Source organism: Sphingobacterium sp. UGAL515B_05 (assembly GCF_033097525.1).
In the GTDB taxonomy this organism is placed as follows: domain Bacteria; phylum Bacteroidota; class Bacteroidia; order Sphingobacteriales; family Sphingobacteriaceae; genus Sphingobacterium.
In genome coordinates, this window is record NZ_CP109907.1 from 6,205,137 (window position 1) to 6,218,087 (window position 12,951).

Consider the following 12,951-nt stretch of genomic DNA (forward strand, 5'->3'; position numbering starts at 1 on the left):
TTAGCAAAATATTAAAAAAGTATACCCTCGCAAACCTTACTAGATAACTCTAAAATAAGCTCTTTTACCTAATTTAATTTTAAAACACGTATTTAAGTCAAGCATCAGATCCGGATTCAGCTGTTTTATTGAATCGATCTGCACTGCACCGCCTATAATCAATCTTCGCATCGCTGACTTTGTTGTCCCCTTTAGGAAATGACATAGATCGACCAGTTTAATCTGTTTACCAAACTGTTCGCGCAATATTTGACCCGACACCTCCTCAAATGCCTTTTCTTCTAATTTCTTGCTCTGAAATTGCTTAACAAAAAAATCAACCGCACTGGTCGCAAACTCTTCGCCATGGTATTGAGCAACTAGATTATGTGCAATAAGTTTCTTAATTTCCATTGGATTTTCGCCCATTTCAATACGGGTCTTCATGCCAAGTTTGGTTTCCTGATTGAAATCAGTTGTCAAGTCAATATATTCTGGAATTAAATGATCAGGAATAGACATCGTTTTACCAAACATTTCATTCGGTTCATCCAAAAGACCGATCGTGTTGTTTAATGATTTGCTCATTTTTTCTTTTCCGTCCAGCCCGCGCAACAAGGGCATACACAGTACTATTTGTGGATCCTGTCCAAAAGATTCCTGTAGCTGCCGGCCCATCGTGCAATTAAACAGTTGGTCCGTTCCCCCCATTTCGATATCACTATTGACATGTACAGAGTCAAAGCCCTGCAATATCGGGTAAAGCAATTCATGCATGGCTATTGATTGGTTTTCGTTAAAACGCTTATTAAAATCATGCCGCTGCATCAATTGAGCGACGGTGACTTTCGATACCAGCTGGATAACTTCTGTAAAATTTAGTTGATCCAACCAGTCTCCATTAAAAACAACTTTCGCTTTTGAAACATCAATAATTTTAGACAACTGCGCAATGTAAGTTGCCGCATTGTGCGCTATCGCATCCTTGCACAAAGGTTTACGGGCTTTATTTTTTCCTGTAGGATCGCCGATCCGGGCTGTAAAACTACCAACGAGGATCACGACTTCGTGCCCCAGCCGCTGAAACTGCCGTAGTTTCTTTAACACTACAGCGTGCCCTAAATGAAGGTCCGGCGCTGTTGGATCAAAACCAAGTTTTATAATCAATGGTCTGTTCTTTTCTTCAGCCTCCTTCAGCTTCGATGCAAGCCCCTCCTTCGGTAAAATAATTTCGATATTTTCTTCTAACTCTTTTAACATGATGTTATATAAAATAAAAAAAGCCCGAACGTTATGTTCGGGCTTAGCTATAAATAATAATTTGAATTTCTTAATTTAATAGGCATAGGGGTCCCGAACGATTATCGGGCGATAATAATTAAAGAAAAATGGAAGACGTAATATGTTGTTCATTTTCTTCATTGCTTGACAAAGGTAGTGCTATATTTTTAAAATGCAAAAATATTGGCATCCATACTTGATTCGATATGCATTTTTAAATTATCCGCCGGTATTTTTGTTTATCAATTTTCCGGCTCCATTGTAAACATACTTTTCTGTATTCCCTTTATCCTTTTTCTCCACGACCTTTTGCACTAACAATGAATTCTTAAAATACTCATGGTAAAAGCAGTTATTAAGGTTATATTTCCGCTCAACGAGATTATTATTCTGATACAGATCAGTGTAATCAATTTTAGCTTTCCGATAGGTATGTTTTAGTAATTGACCATTGGTATCAAATGACTTTGATTCCTGTATCTGCCCACCACAATTCAATTTGGCGCTATACATTAAGGTATTGTCTAATCGATAGTCAGCTCGGGTATGGTCAAAATCATTTTCAACCGTATAATAATTATCAAAGAAGACTTTTGTCACTTTTTTACCACTATTTGCAGCTCGGTAGAATACCGTTTTTTCCTGACTGATTTTCCCATTCTTAAAATTACGCTGCACACTTGAACTATCCGTTATGGTGTATTGAAAGTCTGGCAATGCAGCAGATTTCACAGTCATTTGCTGCAATACACCATGTCTTACGATAACATCACCGGTACGCCCATCTTTTTCAATTTTAAAATCACCATCGACAATGCCATCCTGATTAATCGTTATAAATGCATTGGAAAGTCCCATAAATTGATTCTTTTGCAGAATATATTTCCCCTGTTTCAACTTCGTTTCTTTACCTTTTTCAAGTACCCGGATTGTATCTTTTGGATATTCTGACAAATGCAATTGATAACGATCTTTGTCCAAGCGAACATACTCTTGCGCAACTCCCAACTGAACAGCTAAACACAAGCATAATAATAGGATAAAACGTGATTTCGACATAATGTAATAAAATTGTTGCAATTGTAATAATACAATTATTACACCAAAAATTAAAATACGGTTGATTTTCCAAATAATTCCCCAATACGATAGATACTGTAGTACCTCCATATTACAGAACAGACAAGCTTAAGCGTGAAATGAAAAAAGGGAGTTATTTATCCATAACTCCCCTTTTTTCAAAGCCAATTGGTACGGGTACCCATCATGCGAATAACATTCGAGAACTAAACAGACTCTAAATATTGTGCATAACAATACCCTTCTTCATTATCTTTGGTTCTCACCAACCACCATTGATCATTAGCCTTACTAATCAATGTGATGATTTCTCCTTTAGCTGCTTTTCCCACGATAGGCTGGTCTGTACCGGGGCCTTTTCGAATGTTCAAATTGCTATTTTCTGTTATAACTTTCACCTGGCTTCCGGGCACTTCCGTGGCCACATCTACATTTAAGACCACATCTCCAGTTTGGAAATTAGGATCTATATTACCGTAGATTTCCCAGAGCTTATTTTTCACATCTGCTGTTGGTGCTGTACCACGAATTTGCAATACTCCATCCATTTCGGCGTAGTTCAGGTCATTTACACCTGAAGATTGTGCCGTATCTAAAAGAACCTTATATTTTTCCTGCAATGACATAATTTCACTATTTTATTTTTTGACAACAATACCGCTTAGATCCACTTTTTTTGGATTTAAGTTATCCAAACCTTGTTTTAAGGTGATTATCTTAGGCTGCTCCAAAGTACCTGTAACAGCGATCACACCGTCCTTTACACTTGCCTGTACCGTAGGAAAATCCTTCATAAACGTATTTACTGCTGCTCCAAGTACCGCATCATTATTGGATACCTCAATAGGAGCTGGAGTCGACGACACTGGGGCGCTAACGATAATATTGTTTTGAAGAGACTTGATGTCCTTATCGCCTGCTGTTTTAGCAATAGACTCCACTTGTTGCTTTTCTTCTTCGGAAGCAACCGTACCACTTAAGATAACTTCCCCTTTTTTAACGTCTACGTCCACGGTTTTACGACCGGTAAGTGCATTTTCGATCTTTTCTTCCAACTTCTCATCAGATAAACCTGATTTGCAAGCCGTAAAGGAAAGCACAACTGTAGTTGCCAATAGACAAAATGTTAATTTGCTAAATTTCATAAGACCAATTTTAATTTATAATTCCAACAATAATCCTAACAAACTCCATACGCAATTGTTTGTCCAATTATTTTTAAACTTAAATTCCCTTGCCGGATCGTAATTATATAATTAAATTTAGGAACAGAGGTATTCATGATTGTTTCATTCGGATCATTTAATCCTCTGTGGTTATAAAAACGCTTTAAGTAACAGATACGCACTTTGATGATTCAATCAAACAGCTATTAATTATGGGATTTTTGAACAATATTTTTGGTAAAAAAGAAATTAAAAAGGACAGTATAGCGGATTTTTGGGATTGGTTTACAAAAAACGAACACGCATTTTTTCAAATCGTCAAGACTGGAGAACAAATTGATCAGAATTTTTTCAGCAAACTTTCGCCGAAGATCGATGCTCTTCGCAAGGAACTGTATTTCTTAACGGGAATGTACGATGATGACACCGCAGAACTTGTTGTTACCCCAGATGGTGTCATCAAAAATGTTGCGTTCGTAGAACATCTGATCGCTTCTGCTCCAGTATTAGCACATTGGAAATTTACTGCATTAAAACCCGCTATTGCGGATATGGAAAAATTCAAAATCACGATGTATGGATTCACTTTTGACATCAAGGATATGTTTTTTTACCCCATTCAACATAAATACCATCCGGATGAAGTCGATATTGTTATTGTTCACCCCGATTTTACAGAAGAGAACAAAGCCAATATTTCCCATGGGATAGAAATATTTCTCGACAATTACATTGGTGAATTGAACTCGATCATAGCCATAGATAACTTGAATGTAACCTCAAAAGAGCTTGCAACAGAAGAGCTGATTCCTCTACTTAAATTAAAAGACTATTTGATCTGGCGGGAAAAGGAATTTGTGGAAAAATACACCGACGTTAGACACTGGGCCGCAGATGACACATACACTGCTTTTGAGGGTATCCTGGAGAACGACTTACCTATCTTTGCTATCATCAATACGACGTTATTAGACTGGGACGGAAAAGCTTCTCACCCTTGGATAGTTACATTAAAGATTAATTATGACGGAACAGCAACCAATGGCATGCCCGATCAGGAGACTTACGATTTAATGGATAAATTTGAAGAAGAATTAATGGACAGTCTTCCAAATGATATTGGATTTCTTAATATCGGTAGAGAAACTGCTGATAACCTCAGGGAAATTTACTTGGCTTGTACAGAATTCCGAAAAGCCTCACGAACGGTTGATCAATTAATCGAAGAATACAGGGACAATCTTCAAATTGATTATAGCATCTACAAAGATAAATACTGGAAAACTTTCGAGCGATTTTATAAACAAATAGAATAGGTCTCTCAAACAGCAGACATAAATTTAATAAAAGTACTTTATGAAATATACTTTATTTACATGAATAAAATCATTCTTTTGGTTATTATCCTTGGAATTGGCTTTATTACATACAAAACCATTCAAAAAAACACGCTTTTAGCTGTTGTTGATAAGGAAGAAAATGCTCCTTCAGACGCCTTTCGTTATACGATGGCAATAAAGAACGTAAAAAAACGCATCATAAACAACAAAAAGTATAATAGTGACATATCCTTTCTCTTGGATATGAAAAGACCCTCGGGAAGAAATCGTTTTTTTGTCGTAGATCTAAAAACAGATCGGATTCTAGATCAAGGGCTAGTGGCGCATGGATCCGGCTCCGAAACCGGAAAAAAGAATCTTTTGCAATTTAGCAATACAGATAACTCTCATGCGACATCGCTAGGTAGTTACGCTATCGGCAGCTCGTATAACGGTAAATTTGGAAAAGCATATAAATTATATGGCTTAGATAGCTCCAATAGCAATGCATATGCTAGAAACATCGTTCTACACAAATATGACCGCATGCCTTACGATGAACAAGTAGATCCAGTATGTCTCAGTGAAGGCTGTCCTATGGTAAACGTCGAATTCTACAAAAGACTACAGAACCTGATTGACTCCTCAAAGAAACAAATCGTCTTACATATTTACTATTGATCACCTTTATTATTGATCACCGGCTATCTTCTTTGATCACTGGCTATCTTCTTTGATCAAATTCAATAAAACCTGATACGGACTTTGAGAAACAGTAAGAGCTTTCAACCAAGCAATAAATCCCATGATAAATAAATCTTTATTTTCTTTGTCCTCCGCCATAGTTTGAACAGCTGCCCGAAAGGATTTCCCTTGAATAACTGCTGGATTTAAAAGATATTTCTCTACCAATTTGGCAAAATCAATCACTCTGTTTTCCTTGACATTCAGCAAGTATTTTTTATACCTACCGACAAAGCTTTTTAATTTCAAGGTTGCCAAATCGATGTGATCGAATTGAATATGGATCAAGATTTCAAGCAGACTCTTCCGAATCGTCCACAACATGCCCATTTTCTTCTCGTACCAAGCATCTGTTCGAATCAACTGTCGAAGCTCAATCAATGCTGTTTTATCTTCAATTTGCGTTAAAAACATCACCAAACACAACTGTAGATCCGCAAGATCAACCTCACTTGATTTTGGTGAAGCTTGTTTAATCCCCGCCCTTAACACGGAAAGACCTTTTACTCCATCGCCAAGGTAATGGAAATTCAATGCCATCAACAAATGGCACCGCAGCTGAAACTGGACTCGAAAAACCGCATTTCCTTGAGATAAAACTTCATTCAAGCGTTCTAAGTACCCGATGCTCTCATTAAAGAATCCGTTCCTCAAATTAAAATTGGCCAGATAATACAAAATATGAAGATAGTAAAATAGCTGATGCGCTGATTGTTCATCGTACTTCATCAAAAAATTATCTGCTGTTTTTAAAAAAGAACGAACCAGTGTATAGTTTTGATGTATTGCTGCATACTCATTTGCAATATACAGAAGTTGATAAAGTGATTTAAATGATAAGAGATCATCCAAAGAAATACTGTATTTACTCAGCACACTCAAAATCAACTTATTGATATCAATTATTTTTGCTTTCAAATGAATATCCTGCAATGCTGAACGCAATAGCGCATAAGCAATCTGAAATTTTGCTTCTTGTTGCAGTTTTTGCTGATTTTCGGTAAAACGATCGATAAGTAATTCCAAATTGACATTGAGATCTAAATGTGCATATTGTAGTCTGATTTGCAAGATTTCGTTCAGCAGACTAAACTGTTCCAGAACAAGAGCCTTGTCCTCAGCCCGTTGAAGGCATTTGAATCCAATCTTAATGAACTGACTTTCCAATAGAAAACGGCCCACAACAAATAATCTCAACGCTTCGTGGGCTTCACTGTTGTCTCGTTCAAAAACCTTATTTGAGAGAAAAAACAAAAGACTATCATGAAGCCTCTTCCTCAATGCGTGATAAGCATCCCGGTTTTTAATAGGATTATATAACTTTTTTAGCTTATTTATATCATCAGTTTCTATAATCTCAAGTAACTTGATATTTTTCACATCATTTCGCTTATTCTTTTGTTTCAAAAAGGTCTTAAAATCCCTAATATCATCTTTATTCAATAATAATAGGAGATCCGATATCGCGTCCGCCATAGCTTAAATTTAGAATTAAACAAATATATTAAACAAAATTATATCGTCAGTATTCTTATAAATTCAAGTTTTAAAATAATTAGTTCCTATCGATATTTGAATCATAAAACAACAACAAATTAAAACTAAAACAAGAAAATTATGGAACCGCTAAAAAACATGATCGAAGAAAAAAAGGCTGAAAGAAATTTAGACAAAAGAAACCCATTTAAACCAACAGGAGCATTTATTGGAGCCTCATGGACTGCATTATTGGTTGGCACCGTTGGCTATTGTGTAGGCTTATGGAATGCAACAATGGCATTAAATGAAAAAGGGTATTATTTTACAATTTTACTATTTGCGCTATTTGCGGTTATCTCCGTTCAAAAAAGTGTAAGAGATAAAGCAGAAGGACTAGCTGTTACCGAATTGTACTACGGTTTAAGCTGGTTTGCCACAATTGCTGCCGTCGTGCTATTAACTGTAGGCCTATGGAACGCGGACCTGCTGTTAAGTGAAAAAGGATTCTATGCAATGTCCTTCTCATTGAGTATTTTTTCAGCTATCGCAGTACAAAAAAATACACGTGATGCAAAACTTATCGATGACAATGAAATAAAACTTTAGCGGGTGCCGATCCTGCAGCCTCTGCGTAGCAAGCTGCAGGATCTTTCAATCCCAAACGAACCGAATACTGACGCAAAGAATTAATCATGTTGAGAAAACTAACAATCAAATTATTGGATTTTATATTCTTCGATTTTTCGATACAAAGTAGCCACACCGATTTCTAGCAGTCGAGCGGCCTCAGCTTTATTTCCATTCGTATGTTTCAATACACGTTGTATATGCTGTCTTTCCATGTTAGCCATCGAAAAGTTTGACAAGACACCCGAACCTTCCCTAACATCACGCTCACCGAAAGGAAGACTCTGAACATCCAGTACACCGCCCTCACTCAAAATCACACTGCGTTCAATTACATTTTTCAATTCGCGTATATTCCCTCGCCATGGGTTACTTTCCAATGCCTGCACAAACTCAGGGGTCATCTGCAGAGGTTTCAAGTTGGATTTTAAAGCAAAGATATCAGCGTAATATTGTGCCAAAGTCGCTATATCTTGAGTACGTTCGCGCAATGGCGGTAATTCAACCGTAAAAACAGACAACCTATAAAATAGGTCACTCCTAAAATGGTCAGAAGCAATTTCGGATTCGAGGTTTCTGTTGGTCGCGGCTATGATACGTACGTCCACTTTAGTTGGTTTGGAATCCCCTACTTTCAAAAACTCGCCCGTTTCCAAAACACGGAGAATTTTGGCCTGAAGTTCCAAAGCCATCTCTCCGACTTCATCCAGAAAAATAGTCCCCAAATGCGCTTCTTCAAACAGGCCCCGCTGATCTTTAGTAGCACCGGTAAAGGCTCCGGATTTATGGCCAAACAGCTCGTTTTCCAACAGATCTTTCGTAAATGCGGCACAGTTAATAGCCACAAAACCACGATCTCTTCGCGCACTTGCCTGATGGATCGCCTGCGCAAAAACCTCTTTGCCGGTCCCCGTCTCGCCTGTTAGTAAGACCGTCGTATTTGTAACAGCAACCTTTTGTGCCATGCCGATGGCGGCCTTTATTGCACTAGATTTTCCAATAATCTTATCGAAAGAAAGTCTATCTCCCAATCGCTTTTCTAACTGCTGTACCCTTCTTGCCAATGCAACCTTTTCACTGGCTTTATAAAGCAGGGGTATAATGCGATTATTGTCATCTCCTTTGGTAATATATTCAAAAGCACCATTTTTTATCGCCCGAACACCATCCGGGATATTCCCGTATGCCGTCAATAGAATAATCTCTACAATTGGATACCGTTCTTTAATTAATTTGGCCGTTTCTACCCCATTACCGTCAGGCAGTTTGACATCACAAAGTACAACGTCTACATCACTGACTTCAAGCTTTTTCAACCCCGATTTAATATCAGCTGCTTCAATCACATCAAAACCTTCCAGGCTAATAATTTTGGCCATCAATTTCCGAAGTTTCTCTTCGTCATCTATAAGGAGAATTCTATTCACAATATTCGTTTTTTCAAAAGTACAATTTGTCCGAAGCAAATAGTAGAAAAATAAACAATTTGACTATTTCTCAAAAACTTTCCCATCATCAAAATAAAAACGCTATATTTGCTTCTCTCAACATCCTTAAAACTGCATGTAAGATTAAAATTCTTTAGAACGAAATAAATACCATCCATTGACAATACCTGTCCAAATGGTCTTTTCTAACATTTAAAGAATTTCAACATGCTTTCATTACAACAACTTTCTTATATACATCCGAATAAAGATTTATTGTTTGGGAACATAAATCTACACATCAATGCGCAAGAGAAAATAGCGCTCATCGGCCACAATGGTATCGGTAAATCAACTTTATTGCGACTGATTGCCAAAGAACTATCGCCTTCCAGTGGCAGCGTACAAGTCAGTACCAGCACCTATTATGTTCCTCAAGTTGTGGGACAATTTGAGGATAACACAGTCGCCGAAGCACTTGGCATTGCCAAAAAATTAGATGCACTCCACGCGATATTAGCTGGCGATGCGTCTGAAGAAAATTTCAATAGACTTCAAGATGATTGGACCTTGGAGGAACGATGCCAAGAAGCTTTCGCGCAATGGGATCTGCCCCACATCCAGTTGACACAGAAGATGTCTTCCCTTAGTGGTGGACAAAAAACAAAAGTCCTATTGGCCGGAATCCACATTCACCGATCCGAACTTATTCTTCTTGATGAACCCAGCAACCATTTGGATATGGATAGCAAAACGCTACTATACGATTGGATTCAATCAAGCAAAAACACAGTGATTATTGTTAGCCACGATAGAGCCCTGCTTAATTTATTGGATGACATGGCCGAAATGACCCCAAAAGGTATCAAGCGGTATGGGGGGAACTATGCCTTTTACGAAACTCAAAAAGAGACCGAGCGCCATGCGTTACAACAAGATATTCACCACAAGGAAAGGGCGATTAAAATTGCAAAGGAGAAAGAAAGAGAAACAATCGAACGCCAAAATAGATTAAACAACCGCGGTCAAAAAAAACAGGAAAAGGCAGGTGTAGCGCGTATTATGATGAATACACTGCGCAACAATGCTGAAAAAAGTACCGCCAAAATAAAAAGTGTGCATCAGGACAAAATTGGAGATATCAAATCCGATCTACAGGAACTCCGAGGTTCACAATCTGCACTGGACGAGATTAAAATAGATTTAGGAAACAGTGCTTTTCCAAACGGAAAGAGTATGGTCAAAGTCGAAAATGTCAATTTCAAGTATGACTCACAAGGACTCTGGCCAGCTAATATCAACTTTCAATTATTCAGTGGAGATCGTATCGCACTACAAGGACAGAATGGATCTGGTAAAACGACATTGGTCAGACTTCTACTCGGCCAATTGACACCTGTACAAGGAAAAATTGAACGTCAATCATTTCGTTCGATCTATTTAGATCAAACATACTCCATTTTGTCTTCGCATCTAAGTATTTATGAACAGGCCCAGCAATTCAATAGCGACGCACTACCTGAACATGAGATCAAAATTAGGCTCAATCGGTTCTTATTTGGAAAAGACGATTGGGACAAGCCTTGCCAATTGTTGAGTGGTGGTGAAAAAATGCGTCTGATATTATGTTGTCTCACCATTCAGCAACAGTCGCCGGATCTAATTATCCTTGATGAACCAACAAACAATTTAGATCTTCAAAATATCCGGATTCTAACCCGAGCGATTCAGCTTTATAAAGGTACGCTACTCGTCATTTCACATGATGCGGTCTTTCTACAGGAGATCCATATCAACAAAGTCATCAAACTAAAAGACCTGTAAATGACAACTGCGTTTATTTCGTTGCAACGGAATAAACGCAGTATTCAATGACTGCTTCCTATAAAATTTTAATAAAACACGGTATTTTTTGTAACAATCCCATATTCTTTATTTAAAATCTGCTAAATCGATAAATTAATTTAAAAAAAACGAATTTTTATCGATATATTCACGATGATTTTAAACATGAAACAATAACCATTAAATTAATTGAACCTTCTCATTTACATAGCAGCCTTAGGGCAGATGTATCGCACAGGCCTCTCAATTAATTACTTCATTTAATTATGTCAGATTATCAAATTAAAGAAAATCCCGAATTATTTGACGCCATCGTAGTTGGTTCCGGCGCAGGTGGTGGTATGGCAGGTTATATACTTGCACATGCGGGGCTTAAAGTATTGATGCTGGAAGCAGGTCCTTTTTATGACCCAGCAAAAGATTCGTTACAACTACGCTGGCCTTGGGAATCTCCAAGAAGAGGAGCCGGTACCACAAGACCATTCGGGGATTTTGACGCAGCCTTCGGTGGCTGGCAAATCGAAGGTGAACCCTACAGCAAGGTAGCGGGAACTGAATTTGAATGGTTTAGAGCACGTATGCTGGGCGGCAGAACCAACCACTGGGGTCGAATTTCATTACGTATGGGACCTGACGATTTCAAGCCAAAGGATGGAGTAACAGACGAATGGCCTATCACTTATGAAGAAGTTAAGCCATTTTATGACCGTGTCGATCGAATGATCGGAATATATGGCACGGCAGAAGGTATTCATAACGAACCCGATGGTATTTTTATGAAACCACCTAAGCCACGCTTAAACGAATTATATATTGCAAAAGGCGCCAAAAAAGCTGGAGTTCCAGTGATTCCTGGAAGAGGAGCCGTGCTAACCGAAGTATCAAAAGATATTAAAGATCGAGGTACCTGTTTCTACTGTGGCCAATGTGGTCGTGCATGTAAAGTTTATGGGGACTTTTCTTCTTCATCTTGTCTGGTTATTCCAGCGATGAAAACAGGTAACCTAAAGGTGATAGACAATGCAATGGTAAGGGAAGTCATTACAAATGATGAAGGAATTGCAGTTGGTGTTTCTTATGTAAACACCAAGGATTTGCAGGAATATACCGTTAAAGGGAAAACCGTTATTTTGGGTGCTAGTGCCTGTGAAAGCGCGCGGATCATGTTAAATTCCAAATCAAAATCGCATCCTGGGGGTGTTGGTAATAGCAGCGGTTTAGTCGGAAAATATCTCCACGATTCTACAGGGGCCAGTTTATCGGGCTTTTTACCACAACTACTTGACCGGAAGCGTTATAATGAGGATGGCGTTGGAAGTGTCCATATTTATTCACCATGGTGGGAAGATAATGCCAAGTTGAATTTCCCAAGAGGTTACCACATCGAATATGGCGGTGGTTTACATATGCCCTCTTATGGATTTTTGAATTGGGTACCGAAAGTAAATGACCTGGCAAAAAATTCGGATGGGAAGTCAAAAGCCAAAGGCGGCTATGGTACTGCATTAAAAGAAGATTTCCGTAGCTATTATGGTGCAAATGTAGGTATGGCAGGCCGGGGAACGGCATTGGCAAGAAAAGACAATTACTGTGAAATTGACCCCGATAAAGTCGACAAATTCGGAATTCCTGTGCTACGTTTCAACTACAAATGGGCTAATGAAGAAATAGCACAAGCCAAACATATGCAAGAGACATTTCAGTCTATTATGCACGAAATGGGCGCTGTAATTACTTCTAAAATACCAGGAGCAGATACATTGTATGGCCTGGAAGCTCCCGGAAAAATTATTCATGAAGGTGGTACCACAAGAATGGGAAATGACCCTAAAACCTCCGTTTTGAACAAATGGGGACAAGCGCACGATTGTAAAAATCTCTACGTCGTGGATGCGGGACCATTTGTACAACAAGGTGACAAAAATCTAACCTGGACAATACTCGCCTTATCAATGCGGACAGCAGAATATATACTTCAAGAAAAGAAAAAATTAAACGGTTAAA

The 12,951-nt window shown here is 38.2% G+C and carries 11 protein-coding genes; 5 read left to right on the top strand and 6 right to left on the bottom strand.

Annotation, left to right across the window (positions count from 1 at the left end; genetic code table 11):
- Positions 1–39 precede the first annotated feature (39 nt).
- The 4 genes from tyrS to OK025_RS25920 form a co-directional block, all read right to left on the bottom strand.
- Entirely contained in the window at positions 40–1,239 is a 1,200-nt protein-coding gene (gene tyrS / locus OK025_RS25905; protein WP_317667649.1) for a tyrosine--tRNA ligase, read from the bottom strand.
- Between the two features lie 240 nt (positions 1,240–1,479).
- A complete protein-coding gene (locus OK025_RS25910) occupies positions 1,480–2,319 on the bottom strand; it encodes a hypothetical protein (RefSeq protein ID WP_317667650.1) in 840 nt (279 codons plus the stop codon).
- A 227-nt stretch (positions 2,320–2,546) separates the two neighbouring features.
- Complete coding sequence (locus OK025_RS25915; RefSeq protein ID WP_046675658.1) at positions 2,547–2,966, bottom strand: SH3 domain-containing protein; 420 nt, start codon at positions 2,964–2,966, stop codon at positions 2,547–2,549.
- A gap of 12 nt (positions 2,967–2,978) precedes the next feature.
- Positions 2,979–3,485: a BON domain-containing protein gene (locus tag OK025_RS25920; protein WP_313183466.1), complete on the bottom strand. Its 507-nt coding sequence runs from the start codon at positions 3,483–3,485 to the stop codon at positions 2,979–2,981.
- A 233-nt stretch (positions 3,486–3,718) separates the two neighbouring features.
- Here OK025_RS25920 and OK025_RS25925 point away from each other — a divergent pair, with 233 nt between their 5' ends.
- On the top strand, positions 3,719–4,822 hold the full coding sequence (locus tag OK025_RS25925) for a DUF695 domain-containing protein (protein WP_317667651.1): 1,104 nt from the start codon (positions 3,719–3,721) through the stop codon (positions 4,820–4,822).
- A 60-nt stretch (positions 4,823–4,882) separates the two neighbouring features.
- The gene (locus tag OK025_RS25930; protein WP_317667652.1) at positions 4,883–5,506 is read left to right on the top strand and encodes a murein L,D-transpeptidase catalytic domain-containing protein; all 624 of its coding nucleotides are present in this window, start codon (positions 4,883–4,885) and stop codon (positions 5,504–5,506) included.
- A 36-nt stretch (positions 5,507–5,542) separates the two neighbouring features.
- Here OK025_RS25930 and OK025_RS25935 read toward each other — a convergent pair whose 3' ends face one another.
- The gene (locus tag OK025_RS25935) at positions 5,543–7,045 is read right to left on the bottom strand and encodes a hypothetical protein (protein ID WP_317667653.1); all 1,503 of its coding nucleotides are present in this window, start codon (positions 7,043–7,045) and stop codon (positions 5,543–5,545) included.
- A 141-nt stretch (positions 7,046–7,186) separates the two neighbouring features.
- Between OK025_RS25935 and yiaA the strand changes: the two genes are divergently transcribed.
- Positions 7,187–7,654, top strand: a complete 468-nt coding sequence (gene yiaA / locus OK025_RS25940; protein WP_046675653.1) for an inner membrane protein YiaA — start codon at positions 7,187–7,189, stop codon at positions 7,652–7,654.
- A 110-nt stretch (positions 7,655–7,764) separates the two neighbouring features.
- On the opposite strand, the gene OK025_RS25945 is transcribed toward yiaA, so the two are convergent.
- Positions 7,765–9,102, bottom strand: a complete 1,338-nt coding sequence (locus OK025_RS25945; protein WP_411567684.1) for a sigma-54-dependent transcriptional regulator — start codon at positions 9,100–9,102, stop codon at positions 7,765–7,767.
- A 228-nt stretch (positions 9,103–9,330) separates the two neighbouring features.
- On the opposite strand from OK025_RS25945, the gene OK025_RS25950 reads away from it, so the two are divergent.
- Complete coding sequence (locus tag OK025_RS25950) at positions 9,331–10,926, top strand: ABC-F family ATP-binding cassette domain-containing protein (RefSeq protein WP_317667654.1); 1,596 nt, start codon at positions 9,331–9,333, stop codon at positions 10,924–10,926.
- 287 nt (positions 10,927–11,213) lie between these two features.
- A complete protein-coding gene (locus OK025_RS25955) occupies positions 11,214–12,950 on the top strand; it encodes a GMC family oxidoreductase (protein WP_120334875.1) in 1,737 nt (578 codons plus the stop codon).
- Position 12,951 lies beyond the last annotated feature (1 nt).

Coding starts and splice junctions, on each gene's coding strand:
- tyrS (WP_317667649.1), bottom strand. CDS start 1,239: ATGTTAAAAGAGTTAGAAGAAAATATCGAAATTATTTTACCGAAGGAG.
- OK025_RS25910 (WP_317667650.1), bottom strand. CDS start 2,319: ATGTCGAAATCACGTTTTATCCTATTATTATGCTTGTGTTTAGCTGTT.
- OK025_RS25915 (WP_046675658.1), bottom strand. CDS start 2,966: ATGTCATTGCAGGAAAAATATAAGGTTCTTTTAGATACGGCACAATCT.
- OK025_RS25920 (WP_313183466.1), bottom strand. CDS start 3,485: ATGAAATTTAGCAAATTAACATTTTGTCTATTGGCAACTACAGTTGTG.
- OK025_RS25925 (WP_317667651.1), top strand. CDS start 3,719: ATGGGATTTTTGAACAATATTTTTGGTAAAAAAGAAATTAAAAAGGAC.
- OK025_RS25930 (WP_317667652.1), top strand. CDS start 4,883: ATGAATAAAATCATTCTTTTGGTTATTATCCTTGGAATTGGCTTTATT.
- OK025_RS25935 (WP_317667653.1), bottom strand. CDS start 7,045: ATGGCGGACGCGATATCGGATCTCCTATTATTATTGAATAAAGATGAT.
- yiaA (WP_046675653.1), top strand. CDS start 7,187: ATGGAACCGCTAAAAAACATGATCGAAGAAAAAAAGGCTGAAAGAAAT.
- OK025_RS25950 (WP_317667654.1), top strand. CDS start 9,331: ATGCTTTCATTACAACAACTTTCTTATATACATCCGAATAAAGATTTA.
- OK025_RS25955 (WP_120334875.1), top strand. CDS start 11,214: ATGTCAGATTATCAAATTAAAGAAAATCCCGAATTATTTGACGCCATC.